The 20542-nt window shown below is 61.7% G+C and carries 12 protein-coding genes; 5 read left to right on the top strand and 7 right to left on the bottom strand.

Annotated elements, in window-relative coordinates:
* Together ABAC460_RS26240 and ABAC460_RS26235 are read left to right on the top strand one after the other, a co-directional pair.
* Entirely contained in the window at window positions 1-561 is a 561-nt protein-coding gene (locus tag ABAC460_RS26240) for a DUF1700 domain-containing protein (protein ID WP_023451536.1), read from the top strand.
* Window positions 562-584: 23 nt separating this feature from the next.
* Window positions 585-1361: a GIN domain-containing protein gene (locus ABAC460_RS26235; RefSeq protein ID WP_023451535.1), complete on the top strand. Its 777-nt coding sequence runs from the start codon at window positions 585-587 to the stop codon at window positions 1359-1361.
* Between the two features lie 133 nt (window positions 1362-1494).
* Here ABAC460_RS26235 and ABAC460_RS26230 read toward each other — a convergent pair whose 3' ends face one another.
* Window positions 1495-2163, bottom strand: coding sequence for a TMEM175 family protein (locus ABAC460_RS26230; protein ID WP_023451534.1), 669 nt, complete (start codon window positions 2161-2163; stop codon window positions 1495-1497).
* Window positions 2164-2378: 215 nt separating this feature from the next.
* Here ABAC460_RS26230 and ABAC460_RS26225 point away from each other — a divergent pair, with 215 nt between their 5' ends.
* Window positions 2379-2663, top strand: a complete 285-nt coding sequence (locus ABAC460_RS26225; RefSeq protein ID WP_023451533.1) for a hypothetical protein — start codon at window positions 2379-2381, stop codon at window positions 2661-2663.
* On the opposite strand, the gene ABAC460_RS26220 is transcribed toward ABAC460_RS26225, so the two are convergent.
* The 4 genes from ABAC460_RS26220 to ABAC460_RS26205 form a co-directional block, all read right to left on the bottom strand.
* On the bottom strand, window positions 2647-3381 hold the full coding sequence (locus ABAC460_RS26220) for a DUF1961 family protein (protein WP_023451532.1): 735 nt from the start codon (window positions 3379-3381) through the stop codon (window positions 2647-2649). The genes ABAC460_RS26225 and ABAC460_RS26220 overlap by 17 nt on opposite strands.
* 81 nt (window positions 3382-3462) lie before the next feature.
* Complete coding sequence (locus tag ABAC460_RS26215; RefSeq protein ID WP_023451531.1) at window positions 3463-4893, bottom strand: DUF4832 domain-containing protein; 1431 nt, start codon at window positions 4891-4893, stop codon at window positions 3463-3465.
* Window positions 4894-5019: 126 nt separating this feature from the next.
* Window positions 5020-7824, bottom strand: a complete 2805-nt coding sequence (locus tag ABAC460_RS26210; RefSeq protein ID WP_023451530.1) for a TonB-dependent receptor — start codon at window positions 7822-7824, stop codon at window positions 5020-5022.
* Window positions 7825-8070: 246 nt separating this feature from the next.
* Window positions 8071-10026 carry a putative bifunctional diguanylate cyclase/phosphodiesterase gene (locus ABAC460_RS26205; RefSeq protein WP_023451529.1) on the bottom strand — a complete coding sequence of 652 codons (1956 nt, stop codon included), beginning with the start codon at window positions 10024-10026 and terminating at the stop codon, window positions 8071-8073.
* Window positions 10027-10179: 153 nt separating this feature from the next.
* Between ABAC460_RS26205 and ABAC460_RS26200 the strand changes: the two genes are divergently transcribed.
* Complete coding sequence (locus tag ABAC460_RS26200) at window positions 10180-10869, top strand: phosphodiester glycosidase family protein (protein WP_162150286.1); 690 nt, start codon at window positions 10180-10182, stop codon at window positions 10867-10869.
* On the opposite strand, the gene ABAC460_RS26195 is transcribed toward ABAC460_RS26200, so the two are convergent.
* Together ABAC460_RS26195 and ABAC460_RS26190 are read right to left on the bottom strand one after the other, a co-directional pair.
* Entirely contained in the window at window positions 10870-12342 is a 1473-nt protein-coding gene (locus ABAC460_RS26195; RefSeq protein WP_023451527.1) for a methyl-accepting chemotaxis protein, read from the bottom strand.
* A gap of 363 nt (window positions 12343-12705) precedes the next feature.
* Entirely contained in the window at window positions 12706-13596 is an 891-nt protein-coding gene (locus tag ABAC460_RS26190) for a peptidylprolyl isomerase (RefSeq protein WP_023451526.1), read from the bottom strand.
* Between the two features lie 156 nt (window positions 13597-13752).
* Between ABAC460_RS26190 and ABAC460_RS50675 the strand changes: the two genes are divergently transcribed.
* Complete coding sequence (locus ABAC460_RS50675; protein WP_023451525.1) at window positions 13753-20484, top strand: beta strand repeat-containing protein; 6732 nt, start codon at window positions 13753-13755, stop codon at window positions 20482-20484.
* Window positions 20485-20542: the final 58 nt, after the last annotated feature.

Genomic DNA, 20542 nt, shown 5'->3' with positions numbered 1-20542 from the left:
ATGACGAAAGAGCAATTCATCGAACGGCTGCGGGCGGGCCTTATCGGCCTGAAAGCCGAAGCCATAGCCGACATTGTCGCCGATTATGAGGCGCACTTTGCCGATGCCGCCGCCGCCGGCCGCAGCGAGGCCGAGGTGGCCGCCGCCTTAGGCGATCCGGGCCGCCTGGCCCGCGAGCTGAAGGCCGAGGCCGGCATGAAGAACTGGGAATCTGCGAAAACTCCGTCCGCGGCTGCGGGGGCGGTTCTGGGAATCATCGGGTTAGGCGCTCTTGATATCCTGGTTCTGCTGCCCATCCTGGGTGGGGTCGTGGGGGCGCTGATCGGGGTGTTTACCGCCGCGATCGGCATCTTCATCGCCGGTGGCGTCCTGTTTGCCGCCGGACCGTTTACGCCGCTGCCCGGCGGGGTGGCTGCCGCCATGCTGGGCGGGGTCGGCATCATGTCCGGCGCCGCGGCGCTAGGCGCCTTCACCGCTGTTCTCAGCGTCTGGCTGGTCAATGGCCTGATCTGGTACGGCCGCCTGCATTATCGGGTGCTCAAGCCCGCGCTCGAAAACTGATTTCGGATTGGGAGGAATTGATCATGATCCGCACGCTTTTACTTATCACGGGCTTCGGCACCGCCATCGCCCTGGTCTGTCTGACCGCCGCCGCCAGCATTGCCGGCCACGACATCAGCAATGGCTACAGCATTTCGTTCAGCGAGAACGACAACCACATTGGCTTCCGCAAGGACCAGGAGGTCAAGACGGAACCGGTCGAGACGCGCACTCTCACCTGGGCCGGCGGCGAGGTCCTGACCATTTCGGCGCCGGTCGAGGTGGTCTACACCCAGGGGCCGACCGTGTCGGTTTCGGCAACGGGGCCGAAGTCGCTGCTGGACCGGCTGGCGCTGGATAACGGCCGGCTGTGGTTGAAGGACGGCCCGGGGGTGGTCAAGACCATCAGCCTGAAGCTGAATGAGCACGGCCTTGATGTCGACGGTGGTGACGATTCGGTCCGGGTGACGATCACGGCGCCGTCGGTGAAGCAATTCGAAGTGGCCGGGGTCGGCGACCTGACGATCCATGGCTATGACCAGCCGAAGCTGGACCTGCGGATTTCGGGCGCCGGTGAGGCCGAGGTGTTCGGCAAGACGGCCGCTCTGGAGCTGGATATTTCCGGCAATGGCGACGCCAACCTGGAGTCGCTGAAGGCCGGGGATGCGGACATCAGCATCAGCGGCGCCGGGGATGCCGATATCGCGGCGACCGGCAAGGTGTCGGTGGACGTGTCGGGAATGGGCAATGTCACGCTGAAGACCAAGCCGGCGAGCCTGAGCACGGATATCTCCGGCGCAGGTGAAGTCACGCAGGAATAAACTTATGGGGTCGAGGGGTCTGCGCCCCCTCGCCTTTCCTTTCCAATAAAAAGAGCCCTCGCCCCTCTTCGGGGCGGGGCTTTTTTATTGGATAAGAAGAAGATGTGGGGCCGCAGGCCCCACGCCCCATAAATTACTCCTGTGTTGCCTTCGGCTGCCGCCAGATCAACCGCGCGATGATCATGATCGGCGGAATCACCACCCAGCACCATTGCGACAGGCGAATCTCGCCGAGACCGGCCAGATAGACACCAACAGCAAACCCGATCCCTGGCCCAATTCCCTGGATCGTCCGGGCCACCAGTTCCCGTCCACTCATGGGCGCGACCAGCAGCTTGCCGCCGCCACGCGACACGACCAGCATCATCAGAGTCAAGGCCACGGACGAGGCCGCATTGACGCCCCAATAGATCTGCCACGCCGCGCCCAGTCGGACATTCTCACCAAGGACCGAGGCTGCGAACGGCGCCACCGACACAGTAAACAGGAACAGCAGGTTCATAATCGCAGAGGGCCAGTCGAATTCCTTCAGTTGGCGCGTCACCCGCATGTGGATCGACCACCACATGCCGACCAGGGCGAAGCTGACCGCATAGGCGAAAAGAACCCTCCCCAGATGGGCGATCCCGTTCCACAGTTCCGCGCTGGTCTCGCGCTCCGCGCCCACGGCCTCGACCACCGGTGCGTGCAGCTCCAGCACCATGATGGTCAGGACGATGGCGAAGACCGCGTCCGAAAAGAACAGCATCCGGTCGACCATGCGGCCGTCATGACCGCGCGCATTGCTTTCGTGATGTGACATACCACTCCCCAGAAAACCCAATGAATAACCAGGATTGGAAACTATAGCGGGCAGGGAATTTGTCAAACCAGGTTATTCGGCGAGGCTAGCCCTGCGTACCCGCTAACTTTTCCGCTTGATCATTGCCTTACGCCAGGGCGCCCAAACGGGTAGCGCGATTTTGCACGTCCTTGCCTACCCTTCTCCCGTCACTATCGCGTCAAGGAGTACGCATCATGGCTACCACTGGCTACAACAACTCGACCGAAAACGGCAACAGCACGGCGATCATCGTGCTGGCCCTGGTCGTCCTGGCAGCGCTGATCATCGGCGCCGTCTATTTCATGAACAACCCGGTCACCACCACAACCTCGACCACCAGCAACACCACCGACCGCACGGTGATCGAGCAGGTACCGACTCCGTCGGTTCCGGACAGCACCACCAATCCGCCGGCCCAGACCGTTCCGGCGACGGAACCCGCCCCGACCCCGGTTGAGCCGGCTACGCCGGCCCAATAAGGCGGCGAACCTCGAGATCGGAATAGACCGCTTCCAGCGGCGCCATCTGTCGAAAGCCCACGCTGCCCTTGCGCGGCGTGGGCTTTTTGCTGTCGTCCGCCCAGGTGAGGACGGTCAGGTCGTTGATGCTGAAAATCACGCCGGCTGTGGTTTTGACGAGTTTCATCCGGTAGGGCTCGCGCGTCATGTCGGCAATGTCGGGCAAGGGATCGGCGCCCTGGGCCAGCAGTTCGAAGCCCGGCGCCCGGCGCAGGTTGCTGACGTGGAAGGCGCGCTCTTCCGGCCAGCGGCGGCGGAAATAGGCGATCTGGAGCGCGGCCACATCGGACTGGGTATACTGGTCGTAGATGCCGGCGCGCGGTTTGAGCGAAGGGGCGAGAATGTGTTGGCCATCGACTCCGCCGGCGGCGAAGAACAGGATGGCCAGGCCAGGCTCGACTAGAGGGCGGAATTTCCAGGTGATGGCGACGTCGCCTTCGAAGACTTTGGGGTTCCAGAAGACGAAGTTGGACGCCTGGCCCTGGTCGGGGGCAAGCTTGTTTTTCAGGCGCATCCTGCCCGTGTCGAAGTCGACCGAGGCCTCGCCTTCCATCTTCCAGTTGGCGATGTCGGAGGGCTTGCTGAGCGGATTGGCGTAGATCAGGTCGCTGTCCATGGCGTGCGCCGGGAGGGCTGCGGCCGCGGCTCCGGCAATCAGGACATGGCGACGATCCAGCATCAGGGTGACCTCTGTAGGGGACGGTCAGTGATAGCCGACAAATTTGTTGGAGGATAGCGCCCTTGGAACGTCTATCCAGACCTACTTAATTTCCACCCGCGTACCCAGCGCAAAGGCGCCCAGCGCTGCATCCCATGTCTGCCCTTTGGCTGTGTTATCGGCATTGGCCAGGCGGATCGCATAGCGCGTGTCCGTCCGGATGCGGCTGTCCGCGTCCGGCAGGGCCAGCAGGACATCATAGGTCCCAACAGGCAAATCCGAAGGGATGGTAAAGTTGAGGGTCTGAGACGTTTCCGCGCCCGGCAACCAACGGCGCGGATCGCCGCCCGTGGTTTCGATCCGGCGAACCGTCGCACCGTTGCGCAACAGAATTTCGATTGGACGCGGATTGTACAGGCGCGCCCAGCCGGCATCGCGCACCGCGATATCGACCGTAAGGGCACTGCCGCGGGTCGCTGTGGCGGCATGCTCAGCGCGGGTCAGGGCGAAACGGTAACCCATGTTGCGGCGGACTTCCGCCATGCAGCCGTTCTTCGTCCATTTGTCGTGAAACAGTCCGCGATAATAGCCATCGTTCAGGTAGGTCAGGTTGAAACGCGCACCTTCGGATAGAATGTCGCTGCAGGCGGTGCGTGGTGTCGGCGAGGCTTCGTCGGCCGGATTGCAGGTTTCACCGCCGAACGGGGCCAGGTCGCCCTGAGCGTCGTTATAGGCCTGTTGCGTGGCCCGGGTGGTGGCGTCTTCGTCATAGGTGCCGACGTCGGTCTGGCTGGCCAGGAAGCAGTCGTTGTGGAAGCCCGCGCGGAAGTTTCCGGTCAGGGCTGCGTCGAGCGCGGGCAAGGTCGGGTACCAGTCGTGGACATAAGGCGGATAGCGGAACTGGATGAACCGCGTCGAAGGCACAGCGTCCAGCAGCGCGTCCTTGATCGCTGTGCGATTGGCCGGCGAGGTCAGGTCGTTCGACGAAGTATGCCATTCACCCCAGGCGCCGATAAATCCCGCCTGGACGAAGGCAATGACGTCGGCATTGTTGTGGAAGATGGGTTTGAGCTGGCTCAGGTGACCCAGCGCGCGCGACAGCGAGGCATCTTTGGCGTCGCGGTATTCGGTTTCGCCACGCGGATAGTTGTAGGTGGCGCGGACGATCAGCTTGATACCGCCGGCGCGCGCCTTGGCGAAAGCGGTTTCAAGACGGTTGAGAAAGGCCGGCGGGAGGTCGCTGTCGCGGTAGGCTTCCAGGTTGATCCTTGCATAGACCAGGCGGTAACCCTGCCCGTAGGCGTCGGCGATATAGGCCGCGGTGAGTTTGTCCAGGTCCGTGGGCGCGGCTTCGTAAAAGCCGCGTTCCGGATTGGCGAAGTCGGTGTCGGTGGCGGTGAAGGTTGTTGTTACAGTCGTAGGCGCGGTGGGCGGCGCCGATTGTGCGGAGTCCGTGCCGCCACCGCAGGCGACCAGGGTCGAGGCGAGCAGGATCGAGAGGCCGCGCAGGCGTTTTAGAGACGTGAGTTGCATCGGGCTTTCGTCGTTAAAAAGGAAGGAAGTCGCCCCACCACCACATCTCACGCGCTGCGCCTTCGGCGGGGCGCGTTCGTGCGGTCCCCCTCCCCGCGAAGAGCGCGGGGAGGTATCAGATTAAGATCAGAACCTGTAGCTGGCGCCGATCTTGAACGAACGGCCGTAGCGGTAATAGCCCTGCGGTAGCAGCGGGTTGCCGTTGATGCTGTAGGTCTGGGCCTCGTCCAGAAGGTTCTGGCCCTCGATGGTGATGTCGAACCGGTCGGTGATCTTGTACGACGCATGCCCCGTCACCCAGGTGATTGGATCGGCCTCTTCGTTGTAACCGCCGCCCAGCACATTGGTCGCCGTCACGAAACCGTCCGTATGGTCGGCCGACAGACTCAGCGACACCGGACCCTTTTCATAGAAGACACCCAGCGAATAGACCGACGGCGCAATGCCTTCCAGCGGACGTTCCTGATCGCCGACCCAGCTCTTGGACCAGTTGCGGGTATATTGCGCCCGCAGGCCGAAGCCGTTCTCCAGGAAGTGCTGCAGTCCGATTTCGAGGCCGTTGACCTTGGCGTAATCGCCGTTGATCGGCCGGCTGACATTGAACAGGTAACCCGGCACGCCGATATCGACGCCGGTTTCCCAGCTGCTGGTGATCTGGTCGGTGATCTTCTTGTGGAAGCCGGCGATGTTGAAGATCGAGTTCTTGCCGAAATACCATTCCAGCGAGACGTCGAACTGGTCGGCCGAATAGGGTTTCAGCTCGGCATTGCCGCCATAGACCTGGGTGAATTCACCCCACGACACGCTTTCGGTCGTGCTGGTCGGGGCCAGCATCTCGACCGACGGCCGCGCCATGGTCCGGGCGGCACCCAGGCGCAGGCGCAACTGTTCGGTGATTCGGTAGTTCAGGTTGGCCGACGGCAGGATGTAGGTGTAGTCATTGTCCTGCTCGACCACCGACGGATCGTCATAGACGGCGGTGTAGTTGAAGGCGCCGTTCTCGATGATCTCCAGGATCTCGGCGGTCCAGGCCTGGGCATGAGTCTTGGTCTGGACGATGCGGACACCGACATTGCCGGTCCAGCGATCGGCCGCCAGGTTGGCCTGGACATAGCCCGACCAGGTCTTTTCGGTGACGCGGTAGCTTTGCAGCGGGTTCCACACCGGGGCGGCGGCGGCATATTCGTAAGGGTCGCCGTCCGGGCGGATATGGCCGTCATAATCGGCCAGGGCATCCTGATAGGCCTGGATGTCGAAGGCCAGGAAGGTGCGCGGGAAGTTCGAATGCACCTCGCTCATGAAGTTGGGCAGGGTGAAGCTGTGCGAGATGACATTGCCCAGGTCGCCGACATTGATGGCGTTGTCGCCGGAATAGTAGTCGGCACCGCCGGTCAGGCCGTTATTGACCAGGTCGCGCGTCTTCTTGCGGTCGGTCAGGTTGACGCCGAACTGCAGGTTCTCGAACCAGCCCTTGCCGGCATACCAGGTGCCGGCGAACGACGCGCCGTTGATCTCATCGTCGATATTGTCGCCGGCCAGCGAGAAATAGTGGGTGTTGAAATCCTCTTCCGAGAAGGCGCCGCTGGCCAGGCCGGCGCTTAGCTTGCGCCCGTCATCGAAATTGACCTCGACATTGGGGACGCGGTCACCGGTCAGGCTGATATGAGCGCTGTTCGGCTGGTTCATGCGCAGAACGACATAGCTGTCCTGGCCGCCGGAATGACGCTTCGAGGTCGAACGGTAAAGGTCGCCGGTCAGGGTCAGGGTCTCCGACAGGTCCCATTTGGCGTTGACGCCGAACAGGTCGGTTTCGACGACGCGGTAGGAGGTCTGGTTCAGCAACTCCGGGTTCATCCGCATCTCAGGATCGGGATTGTTCATGTCGAAAGCGGTGACGATGCCGTCCTCAATGACCATGTTCGACCAGCGGCCCGGGGCGTACAGCGGATAGTAGGACTGCTGATAGCCGACCTGGGGCGAGTCAAGCTTGGTTGTGAGGCCGTCGATGGTCAGGCGAAAATTGTCGGCCGGACGCCATTCGAACTTGCCGGTAAAGGCGGTGCGCTTCTTCTGTTCCAGGATAGAGCCGACGCGGAACTGGCCCGGGCCGATCAGGCCGTATTCGTCCTCGTCCAGCACGCCGTTGTCGTTGGGGTCGATCGAGCCGCCCCAGGCATTGCCCCACATCCAGGTTTCGTCGGTCGGATCGGCATTGCGCGTCCAGCCGCCGTCATTGCCGGCGACATCGGTGCGGTCCTCGCGTTCTTCCAGGACGACACCGAACAGGACGCCCATGGTGTCGTTGTTGAAGGTGGTGCTGTAGACGCCCGACAGCTTCTTGCCGTCCAGTTCCGACATCCCGTTACGGTCGCCTTCAAGGCGGACGATGCCGTGCTGGCCGCGCTTGTCGAAGGGGCTGGCCGAACGCAGGTTGATCAGGCCGCCGATGGCGCCTTCGGTATTGGCGGCCTCGGCCCCCTTGATGACGTCGGCGCCGCTGATCACATCGGACGGCAGGACGTCATAGGCAAAGTCGCGGCCGGCGCCGTCAGTGGCCAGGATACGGCCGTTGAAGGTCGAGAGGGTGTATTCAGGACCTAAGCCGCGGACGCTGACCTTCTGGCCTTCGCCGCCGGCGGTGCGTGAGATCGACACGCCGGTGATGTGGCTGAGCGAGTCGGCGACGTTGTCGTCGGGGAACATGCCCAGTTCCAGGGCGCTGATGGAATCCTGCACCGTGGTGGCGTCGCGCTTGAGCTTGACGGCGCGGGCAACGCTGCCGCGGACGCCGACGATAACGACTTCGCTATCGGCGGTCTCAGGGGCTGTCGGCTGCGTTTCTGCCTGGGCGAAAACGGGTCCCGCGGTCAGCAGGGCGGCTATTCCGGCGCTGGCCAGTGCGGTGCGGCGGAGAGTTTGACGACGGGACATGTGCGATCCTTTTCCACAAGGTGTTCAATCGGCTGGCTTTTTTGCTTTTCTGACGTCGAAACCTGGCAATACGTTTCGATTTCCACCATTACCGTTTCAAAAGCGTAACATCACTTTCGCAAAATCGTCAAATCGAAACTTAACGAAAGTAACAATGTGGAATAGGGGCGTTGCATAAATGCCGTCCGCACAAGCGGCCGGGGCGTTGGCAGGAACGCGAAAACGTCGCAATGCAGGAATGATGGTTTACTTGCTCATCCGGCGGCGCGAGGGCAGCTTGTCCTCGGACTCGAGATAATGCACCACGTCTTGCTCGGGCATGGGTCGGGCAAAGTAGTAGCCCTGGACATGGGTACAGCCCAACTGTGTCAGGGCCTCCAGTTGCGCCGCCGTCTCTACCCCTTCCAGAACGCAGGCCAGATCCATGTCGGCGCACAGGGCGCTCAGCGACTTGATGATCTTGTGCGACACCGGATTGGTGGTGACGTCGGCGACAAAGCTGCGGTCAACCTTGATCTTGTCCAGGGCCAGGCGGTGGACGTGACTCAGCGACGAATAGCCGGTGCCGAAATCGTCCAGTGAAATCCCGACGCCCAGGGCCCGGAAGGCGATCACTGCCGCGCGCGCCTGCTGGAAGTCGTATGAGATCGAAGTCTCGGTAATCTCGAAATCGATCCGTTTGGGTGATACGCCGCTGCGGTTGACGAGGGCGATGATCTGGATGACGCTCTCGGCCTGGGAAATATCGTGCGCCGACAGGTTGAACGAGATGCGCACGGTTTCGGGCCATTGCGCGGCTGCCCGCAGCGCCTTGCCCAGCAGGACCAGGGTCAGGCCGCGCACCTGGCCGGTGCGTTCGGCCACGGGGATGAAGTCGCCCGGGCTGACGGCGCCCAGGGACGGGTTATTCCACCGCGCCAGGGCCTCGAAAGTTGACGCCCGGCCCGTGCGGATATCGACGATCGGCTGGTAGACCAGGGACATCTCGGCTTCGAAATCGGCCGCCTGCAGCGCCTGTTCAATGACGCCGTGGCTGCGGATCTGGTCTTCGAGGCGGCTGGAAAACACCGTGACCTGGCCGCGGTGATTGCGCTTGGCGTGGTACAGGGCGTAGTCGGCGCGCTCGAACAGCGATTCCGGGGTGTCGGCTGCGTCGGGATAGATGGCGACGCCGATCGAAGCGCCCAGGGCGGCATGGCTGCCGCCGATGGCAAACGGCAGACGCACCGTCTCGATCAGGGCCGAGCCGAAGGCTTTCAGCCGCTCCTCGGTCGGGGAATCGTTCATGATAAAGCCGAACTCGTCCCCACCCAGGCGGGCCAGGGCGACGCTGTCGCCGCCGGTCTTGCTGAGCCGCCGGCCGACTTCGCTCAGGACCTTGTCGCCGGTCATGTGGCCGTAGGTGTCGTTGACCGGCTTGAAGCCATCCAGGTCGATGATGCCGACGGCGAAGCCCGTGGCTTGCGCGGCGGCCTCGGCATGGCGGCGTTCCAGCTCGGCGAAGAACCAGCGCCGGTTGGGCAGGCCGGTCAGGGCGTCGAGATTGGCGATGCGGAAGTTTTCGTCCGACAGCCGCCGGGTCTCGGCCTGGGATTCGACCAATTTCGCGAAGTCGCGCGAATAGACGAGCAGGATCATGATCATCGCCACGGACACCAGAGCCAGGTTGACGGCGATCGCCTTCAGACTGCCATGGCCCTCCAGGAAGAAGAAGAGGATGAAGGGGCCGTTGGCGAATAACGTCACCGAAAGGGCTGCCGGCCGCAGATGCATCAGGCAGAAGACGCAGCCGATAACCGTCAGGGCCATACAGAACACGACCTGGCCGCGGGCGTAGGCGTCGCCGTAAGGGTACAGCAGCAGGCCCCAGATTGTAAAACCAAAGGTCAGAAGCGCCGCCAGTTGTGAGGTGGCGCGCATATGCTTGATAATGAAGGCATCATCGAAGGTTTTATTGCGCGCCCGCCACCACCACAGGCAGCGCACGCCGCACAGGGTACACAGGGCGGTCGGAATATAGACGGCCAGCCAGGCCGGGGCGAATTTGGTGAAGGTCCAGGCGGCGGCCAGGGAGTTGGTCGTCAGGATGAAATAGAGCAGCGGGATCTGTTTGGAAAAGGCATCGAACTGCGCCCGGACCAACGGCATGTTGTCGGTCGGGACGCGGAACAGATTCAGAAAGGCAACGAAATGACGCTTCAAACGCGGATCCGGGCAGGTTAGGTCATGTCGGGGAAGCCTATCAGTCCAGCGTAACTATTCGGTTAGTGACCGGTGATATTTTCCGCCTTCAAACCGCCGGATTGCCGTGGGACAAACCCATGGGCGTGGGGAGAGTCCATAATGCGAAGCCTTGTGATTTTTTGGCTTTGCGTATGGCTGGCCGGCGCCGTCCCTGCCCATGCTGGCGACGGCTATACCCGGGTGACGGTCGATCCGGCTAAGGATCATCTGAGCTTCCACTGGAAGGACGCCAAGGGCCGTCGCATCGGCTCGCTGTCGGCCCTGGACGCCCGGGTGAAGGGGCAGGGGCGGACCCTGGTCTTCGCCACCAATGCCGGGATTTTCGCGAAGGACTTCACGCCGCTGGGCCTGTTCATCGCCGACGGCAAGGTGCTTCGGCCGCTGAACACGGGATCAGGCGGTGGTAACTTCTTCCTTCAGCCCAACGGCGTATTCTATGTCGACGGTATGGGCGGTCACATCGTCCGCACCCAGGCGTTCAAGCTGACGCCGGGGATTACCCTGGCGACCCAATCCGGGCCGATGCTGGTCGAGAAGGGTGCGATCAACAGCCAGTTTGCGGTCGATTCGAAGAACAAACTGATCCGCAGCGGGGTAGGGATCAATCACGATGGCAAGTTGGTCTTCGCCATCTCGAACGGGCCGGTGAGCTTCTACGACTTCGCGGGTTATTTCCGCGACACGCTGGATTGCGACGATGCCCTGTACCTGGATGGGGTGATTTCGCGCATGTACGCCCCCGCCCAAGGCCGCCGCGATTCCGACGACGACTTTGTCGGCATGATCGCCGTGACCAAGTAGTTAAGCCGCCAGATTATCCATCTCGCGCTTTACCTTCTCCGACTCCGCCTGGACATCGGCGAAGGTCGCCGACATGGTGTCCAGACTGTCGTTGATGTCGCGCACGGCGCCGACGGCAACCTGCATGTTGTGGGTGATCTCATGCGTCGCCGCTGTCTGCTGTTCCAGCGTCCCGGCCACCGAGGTCACATTGTCCAGAACCCCGGTCAGCGACTCCGAAATCAACCCCAGCGAACCTACCACTTCACCGGTGACCGACTGCATGGTGGCGATCTCGCTGGCGATGGTCTTGGTCGAACTGGCGGCCTGGTTGGCCAGGTTCTTAACCTCCGACGCCACCACGGCGAAGCCGCGGCCGGCTTCGCCCGCCCGCGCCGACTCGATGGTCGCGTTCAGGGCCAGCAGGTTGATCTGTCCGGCGATATCCTGGATCAGGGTGACGATATTGGTCATGGCGGCGGCCGACCGGTCCAGCGCCCCGGCCGAAGCGCTGGCCGTCTCGGCGTGGCGGAAGACACCCTCGACGCTGCCGCGGGCCTGGCCCATGCTGTTGGCGATGTCGCGCACGCTCTGGCTCAGCTCCTCGGCGGCGGCGGCGACCGAATTGATCATGGCGCCGGTATCGTTGGAAGCGGCCGCGGCGGTGCCAGCCTGGCGGGTTGCGCCCGAGATGCGCTCGACCACGGCGCCCAGGTTCTTGTTCAATTCGGCGCTGCGGTTGCGGCGCTGGACGCTCTGAGTGATGTCGGTGGCGAACTTGACCACCTTCACGACCATGCCGGTATCGTCGAACACCGGATTGTAGGTCGCCTGGATATAGATTTCCCTGCCGCCCTTGCCCAGGCGTCGGTATTCGGCGGCGCGGTATTCGCCCCGGCGCAGCGCTTCCCAGAAGGCGCGGTAGTCGGCGGACGCAGCATAGTCGCCATCACAGAACAGGCTGTGATGGCGGCCCTTGATTTCGTCGAGGCGATAACCGACCGCCTTCAGGAAGTTTTCGTTCGCGGTCAGGACCTCGCCCTGCGGCGTGAACTCGATCACGGCCTGTGCGCGGTTGATGGCGTCGACCTTGCCGGCCATATCGAGATCGCGTGCCTTTTGCGGGGTGATGTCGGAGGCAAACTTGACCACCTTGACCACGCGCCCGGAACGGTCACGGATGGGGTTATAGGTGGCCTGCAGCCAGATGACCCGGCCGCCCTTGCCGAAGCGTTTGAAGACATTGGCGGTGAAGTCCCCGCGCGCCAGGTCGTCCCAGAAGGCGCGGTATTCGGCTGAGGCGGCATAGGCGGGATCGCAGAACAGGCTGTGATGGCGACCGGAAATCTCGTCCAGGCTATAGCCGACCGCCCCCAGGAAGTTGCGGTTGGCCGTCAGGATACGTCCGTCCGGCGTAAATTCGATGACGGCCTGCGACGCGTCCAGGGCGTCGAGAACAGCATGATCGGTTGAGTCTGTCTTCTTGAAAAACATACGCTTCTACCTTTCCAAGACCCAATTGTCTGCGCAATGGATGGCGGGTCATGGTATCCCTCAGACACAGGGATCGCGCTTTTAGGTTAATAAGCTATTTATTGAAGTTTTCGTGATTTGGCTTAATTGGACAGCGAACGGCTTAACCTTAAGACTCGTGCTGCTTGTGAAAGATGACATCGCCGCGTATCTGATGTTTAGACGTCATATAAAAGGTAATATGTGAATAGAAAAAAATTTCTCCGCAGGAAATGCCTTCGCGAAGATTGAACACCTATTACGGAAATTCTCCGGTAGGTAGAAAGCGGCTTACCTTGCGGCAAGGTTGTTGCGCCGCAATAATACCGTAACTTTCGGTTGTATTTATGGCTTTGTCCGTACCGGCGGCAATGCATTGCATAGATCCAGCGCACCGGCGGCCTTGACGAAGAAGGCGCCGCTGCGATTGGCCCGCGCCGACAGCCAGGCATCGAAGGTCGGCGTGTCGCTGTCCAGGATCTGCCAGTGCGGTTGGTCGCCGGCGGGCAGGTCGGCAGCCATGCGGGCCGAGACGATCTTTACCCGTTCGGCATCAGTCTTGTAGAAGCCCAGCGCCTCTGTGCCGCGGGGGCGGGCGGTCAGGTGTTCCACGCCGGAGACAATGCGCCCGACCACGGCCAGGTTGCGGTCGAGATGGCGTGGGGCGTGGCCCATGATGGTGTAAAGCTGGGTGGCCGAGCCGGTGTCGGGCGCGACGTCGCGCGCCACGCCGATCAGGCTGTAGCAGTGGACCAGCCAGCCGGTCTTGCCGTCGCTCGCCACCGGCCATGAGGCGATGTGACCGGCCTGTTTCGCATAGGCATCGCGCCACGGCAGGGGCTTGAACTTCTGACCCTTCAACGGCCACTCGTATTCCGCCGGCGGGGTTTCGTCGATACCTGCGGGCTTGGTCGGATCCTCGTCCGGACGGCCCCACTGGACGACATAGTTGTCCTGGACGCGCAGGATGACGGCACCGTCGAAATAGCCGCTGCGCACGAGCTGGCGGATATTAGCGACGTGGACGGGCGCGAAGTCGGGCGCCAACTGGTAGATGACCTGGCCGCCGTCGGCCAGCGTCATGACCACCAAGTCCTCGGCGGGAATATTGCGCCAGGACGCCGCGCCGGAGCGGTCGAGAATATCCTGGGGCGACGGCGGCTCGGCAGGCTTGTTCTGTGCCATCGCTGGCCCGGCCAGCGCCGCCGTCAAGATCATGCCTGCCCAGATTTTCATGCCAGCCTCCGCAACCGTTTCATCGGCAACTTAACCGTTCGCGCGCAGGGCGCAAGGTGAATTGTCGTTCCGGAAATTTTCAGATCACCGCGGCCTAAAACGGTATTTTCGCGCACGGTTTCTATGGTACTGAGGCTGAATAGCTTGGGGGCTTTCATGACATTTGCAGTATCCGGCGGCAATCCAAAAGGGGCCGACATCAACGGCGGCGACGTTCCGTACTATGACACCACCGTGCCTGTGCTGGTCGACGTTCCCCTGGAGGGGGATATCTCGTCGGAATCCGATCAGGACGGTTACCTGTTCAATCTGGTGGGCGGAAAAACCTATGTCTTCAGCCTGACCGGAACGGGCACCGATCCTCTTGGCGATCCGGAATTGTTCCTGAAGGACAGCAGCTACGGAAATGTGATTATTTCCGACGACAACAGCGGTACGGGCAAGAATGCCCAGGTGGTTTACGGGCGGTCCTATGGCAATGCCGCATTTCTTGTCGGCGTGTCTGGTGTCGGGACATCAACAGGCCGTTATCGTCTGAGCATAACGGAAATTCAGCCGGACAACATCATCGGCAATGCGACGACAACCGCTACGATCGCCTTAGGTCAGACGGTGTTCAGCACGCTGACAGGCGAGGATGCCAATCGCAATGCTGACGTCGACTGGTTCGCCGTGCAACTGACGGCCGGTGTGGTTTACGATTTCACCCTGGCCGGCGCCACGGTGGAGGGACTGACGGGGATCGACAGCGCTTACCTGCAGATCATGGGCTACAACGCTACCTACAATGCCTATGAGCGGGTCTCCGGAAACGCGACTTCTGACGGCGGGAGCGCCCATAGCTTCTACCGTCCGACAACCAGCGGCACCTACTATGTTGCGGTCAATGCATGGGGTTCAATGCCTTCACTGTACGGCGGTTACGCCGTCACCTTCAACACAGACGTCAATGATATCGACCGTAATGGCCCGGTCGCGGCCACGATCGGTACGGCGATATCAAGTACGCTTACCGGCTATGAGACCGATACGTTCGTCTATCAGCTGGTTGCCGGCCAGACCTACAGCTTTTATTTCGATGACGGCATCTTCAATTATAATCGTATGTCGATCGGCGGCATTACGTCGGAGAGTGAAGGCTATAACGAGAGGATTGCCTACATCTTCTTCACGCCGACGGCCACCGGCAGCTACAACCTCGTCATCGGCGGCGGGGCGCAAAGCGACTACATCGTTCGCAGCGAACGGGTCCCGGACGATCTGGCTGCCAACGCGACGACGACGGGCACCCTGACGGTGGATGTGACGACACGCGGTCATGTCAACGGCGTCAATGACGTCGACTGGTACGCGGTCACGCTTACGGCCGGTCAGTCGTATTTCTTCAGAGTCGACACGCAGTTCTCGCGCTTTAATCAGGATCGCATACAGCTGGTTCAACCGGACGGTACGGTTCTGGCCGGCGGCGGCACGCCGGGGTTCGCACTTGCCGAAACCTTCGCCTATACCGCTTCGGTCACTGGTACCTACTATGTCTATGTGCGTGGTGGGACGACGAACGGCTATTACAACCTCATTGCGGAAGTCAATTCCGACTCGGTCGGCGATACGATATCCACTGCCGTGAAACTGCCCGTCGGTCAGGTGACCCAGGGCACAATCGAATACAGCAGCGATGAGGACTGGTACGCGATCGACGTGGTCGCCGGGAATACCTACTCGGTGTCCAGGCCCGGGTCGGACGGAACACCGCTTGCCCTTGTGAGCGGTCCTTACGGCCGGACCATGAACGCCGAAAACTATCTGCAATTCATGGCGATGGAGACCGGAACGGTTTATTTCCGCGCCGGCGGCGGATACGGCACACCCGACAACACCAACCTGATCATGCGTGACTATCAGCTGGATGTGCGTCTTCTGGATTCCATGCGGGACAATACCTCCACTTCGGGTCACCTGACGCTGGGCCAGGAGGTTGCCGGTTCCATTGATTTCCGCGGTTACTTCGACAGCCCGCCTCAGGACGCCGACTGGTATGGCATCGAACTCGAAGCCGGGCGCGCCTATACGTTTACCGCCAAACATACCGGCACGGGTATATTAACGACGGCGAATTTCGCGCTCAAGGTTTTCGATGCGAACGGCCAGGTTCTGGCGAATCCGAGCGGACTGCCCGAAAACACCCTCTCCTTCTACAGCGCCACAGGCGGGCAGTATTACGTCAGCATCAGCCATGGCTATCTGGTCGGATACACCCTGCGCGCGGAGTACGATAACGACGTCTATGGGAACAGGAGTACCTACAGCACCCTGGCCATGGACGAAACTGCCCACAGCCGGCTGGAGCGAAATTTCGACGAGGACTGGTTCCGCGTCGAGCTGGTAGCCGGACAGAGCTACGTCTTCTCGGTGACGCCGGAAGGCGACCAGCCCCTGACCTATTCCCAGGTCAGCATCATCGCGGGCACCAGTGCGCCTTATCCTTACAGCGACATACTCGCGCTCAGCAAGGACGGTCCTGGTACGCAGGATGCGGTCGTGCGCTTCACCGCGAAGACGAGCGGAACCTATTATGTTTCGGCGGCCAGTGCGAACAACCAGACCGGAAGCTACGCGATCACCGCCCACGCCGTCGCTCCACAGGATCCGGTGGACGCCATCACAGGCAACAATGGTGGCGACGGGATTTTTTCGGTCTATTTCGCCGGCCAGGGGCAATCCTTTGCCGGCAAGACCTCGACCCTGGGCTGGTCGACCGATGAAGCGAACGGTTTCCTGCTGGCCGGCGCCACATGGGGCACCGTCACCAATGTCAGCTTCAGCCGGACCAACTCGTCTGCCACGGCCGATCTGATCATCCTCTATGGCGACACGGGTCTTAACGCGGAAATGGCCGGCATGGCGGGTTCGGCGCGCGTCATCGTGGTCAATGATCGTGACGCCGACCTGTACGGTCTTGCCGTGGAATATATGCAGGCAACCGGCCTGGCGCTGGGTCTGGTTCAGCCGGCCTGGAACGCCGGCAACGAGCCTTTGGAAGGTTTCATGCCGTGGCCGCCACTGCAGGACGCCTACATTCTCGACGATCGTCGCAACACCGTCATGTCGGATCAGGAGCTCTGGTCCGTCACTCTGCAAAATGGCTGGTACTATCCAGGCCATCCCTCAGGCCCCGGCGCGCTCGATATCGCTGCCGTCCAAAGCCGGTATGGCGTCCGCGCCGCCAATGCCGGCGATACGGTTTATACGGCGACATTCAATTCTGCCTTCACCGTGATTTGGGATACCGGCGGCAACGACACCCTGTCGGCGGGCCAGGCTTCCGGTTCGATCGACCTGCGCCCGGCAACTCTGGACAACACGTCGACGGGCGGCGGCTATTGGTCGCTGATCGGTGGCGGCTTCGCTATCGCAAACGGCGTGATGATCGAAAATGCCGCCGGCGGCGCGTTTAGCGACCGGCTGTACGGTAATGATGGTCACAATGTCCTGTCCGGCAATGGCGGCGCCGACACCCTTTGGGGCGGTGCCGGGGACGACACGCTGAATGGCGGCGAAGGTGTGGACCGGGCCGACTTCACCTTGGCTACCAACGCGGTTACCATAGACCTGACGCAGACCGCGGCACAGAACACCGGCGAAGGCACGGACGTCTTCAACAGTATTGAAGCCGTTTCGGGTTCGCGTTTCGATGACACCATCCGCCTTGCGGCCGGGATGTCAGCCAATGGCGGCACCGGCAGCGACACCCTGGTGCTGTCCGGCAACTATGCCGATTACACCGTGGCTCGCGACTATAGCGGCAGTGGTCGCGCCTATGTACTGACCTCGGCAGCGGGCGCCTTCTCGTTCGACAATTTCGAATTCATCCGATTCGATGATCGCACGGTGGCTGAAGCCCAATTGGTGAATGATGCTCCGGTCTTGACGGGCGACTTCCGCGGCCTCGTGACATCGGGCGGAACCTATGTACTCACCACAGCGGATCTGAATGCCACTGACGCCGATGGCGACACGCTGACGTTTACGGTCGGGCAGAAAGCCGGCGGCGGCATCTTTGTCAATGGCGTGGCCGCGACGCAGTTTACCCAGGTGCAACTCGCTGCCGGTCAGGTGGCCTTCCGTCAGAGCGGGGCGGGGGCGAACGCTTGGTTCGGGTTCGTCATCAGCGACGGCCAGGTGACGATCCCGTACGGCTCACCTCAATACGTGACAATCGACCTGTTCACCGGTGCGGTCTTCGAAGACGACAATGAAGGCCATGTCCTGAACGGTACCTCCGGAAAGGACCTGTTCCTGGCCAATGGCGGCAATGACCTTGTCACCGGGGGTGCTGACGATCAATTGTGGGGTGGAGACGGTAACGATACGCTGACCGGCGGGGCTGATAGCCAGCTTCAAGGCGGGGATGGCGATGATATGTTGTTCGCTACCGCGAGTTCGGTAGCGGCCTACGGCGGTAACGGTGTCGATACCCTGAGCTACGCCAAGGCTACTCAGGGGATTCAGCGCGGGGTCGGTGAGTACTTCGAGCTTGAGCACCTGGTCGGCTCGGCTTTTAATGACACACTGTTCGGCAATGACGCAAACAATCTCCTCGATGGCGGGAAGGGGAAGGACGCCCTGTCCGGCGGCGCTGGCGATGATACCTATATCCTCGATCATATCGAAGACTCCGTTTACGAGGAGGCCGGCAAGGGAACGGATACTGTCTACAGCTCCGTTTCGGTTTCGCTGCTCCAGATGGTGGACATCGATCGCTGGATCCTTCAGATAGCCAACACCGAACGTCTGATCCTGACAGGACAGAACAACATTGATGCGACGGGCGACAGCCGCGCAAACGACATCACGGGTAACGATGGGGCCAACCGCCTGGATGGTGGTTGGGGCGCGGATACTCTGACCGGTGGGTTGGGCAACGATACCTATGTCGTGGATTCGTACCTGGATGTGATCGCCGAACAGGCGGGCGGCGGCAGCGACACGGTCGCGTCACTGATCCACTGGACGCTCGTGGAAAATTTCGAAAACCTGACACTAACAGGGGCGCTCGACGTCAATGGGACGGGCAATGCCCTGGCGAACGCGCTGACCGGGAATACCGGCAACAACCGGCTGGACGGCGGCGCCGGCGCTGATACCCTGGCCGGCGGCCTGGGCAATGATACCTATATGCTCAATACCAGCTCGGACGAGGTGGTCGAGAACGCCGGGGAAGGCAACGATCTGATTGTGGCCTCGTTCAGCTATTCTCTGGTCGGGCTCAACATTGAAAACCTTACCCTCACCGGCGCCGCCAATTTCAATGCGACCGGCAACAACGTCAACAACCTGTTGACCGGCAATACCGGCAACAACCAACTGGATGGCGCCGCCGGCAACGACACCCTGGTCGGTGGTTTGGGCAATGACAGCTATGTCGTCGATGCGGCGGGCGACGCGGTGACCGAACTGGCCGGTGAAGGCACGGACACGGTGCTGGCGTCGCGCAACTATAACCTGGGCGCGAACCTTGAAAACCTGACCTTTACCGGCATTGGCAACTTTACCGGCAACGGCAACAGCCTGGCCAATGCGATCAGCGGCAATGCGGGCAATAACTGGCTGGAAGGTGCCGGCGGTAACGATACCCTGACCGGTGGCCTGGGTAATGACACCTATATCGTCGATGCCGACGATGTCATTGTCGAAGCGGCCGGCGAGGGCACCGAATGGGTGCTGGCCGCGCGCAGCTACACCCTGGGCGCCAATCTCGAACACCTGGGCCTGACCGGCAGTGGCGATTTCAACGCGACCGGCAACAGCGGCAACAATATCCTCGGCGGCAACAGCGGCAAGAACCTGTTGAGCGGCGGCGAAGGCAATGATCGCCTCGACGGCGGTACAGGCGCCGACCGCATGCTGGGCGGGCTGGGTGACGACACCTTCTATGTCGACAATGCCGGCGACAGCGTCGGCGAGAACCACCTGGAAGGCACCGACACTATCATCAGTTCGGTGAGCTATTCCCTGCTGGGCCGGGCGGTGGAAATCCTGACCCTGACCGGAACGGGCAACCTGAATGGCACCGGCAACGGGCTGAACAACACCCTGACCGGGACCAGCGGCAACAACGTCCTGGACGGCGGCACGGGCGCCGACAAGCTGGTCGGGGGTCTCGGGGACGATACCTACTATGTCGATAACGCGGGTGATAACGTCCAGGAACAGCACCTTCAGGGGACCGATACCATCATCGCGTCGGTCAGCTATTCGCTGTTTGGCCGGGCGGTGGAGGTGCTCAGCCTGACGGGGACTGGGAATCTGAACGGTACCGGCAACGGGCTGGCCAATACCCTGACCGGGACCAGCGGCAACAACGTCCTGGACGGTGGTACCGGCGCGGACAAGCTGGTCGGCGGCCTGGGCGACGACACCTACTATGTCGACAATGTCGGCGACAATGTTGTCGAGCAGCATCTGCAAGGGACGGATACAGTCTTCAGCTCGGTGACCTATTCGTTGCTGGGCCGGGCGGTCGAGGTTATCACCCTGACGGGTGCCACGCACATAAACGCCGCCGGCAATTCGCTGAACAACGGTCTGACTGGCAATTCCGGCAACAACCGGCTGGACGGCGGCGTCGGCAATGACACCCTGACCGGCGGGCTGGGCTCGGACGTCTTTGTTTTCCTGACCGGCACCTGGAAGGACACGGTCACCGACTTCAGCGCGGCCCAGAATGACAGCATCGACATCCATGCCGTGACCAATGGCGTGGCCAACAGCGCCCTGGTCGCCCAGGCCGGCGCCAATGTCCTGATCAACCTAGGCGGCGGCAATACGATTCTTGTCCTCAATACTTCGGCGGCGGACCCGAATTTCCTTGGCCACATTAACTGGTAAGCGCTTTTACGGTGTCGACATACAGGCCGCGCTGTCCTTCACGGGACGGCGCGGCCTT

This window comes from Asticcacaulis sp. AC460 (genome assembly GCF_000495795.1).
In the GTDB taxonomy this organism is placed as follows: domain Bacteria; phylum Pseudomonadota; class Alphaproteobacteria; order Caulobacterales; family Caulobacteraceae; genus Asticcacaulis.
The sequence above is the reverse complement of the archived record's forward strand: the minus strand, read 5'-3'. Positions and strand labels throughout refer to the sequence as shown.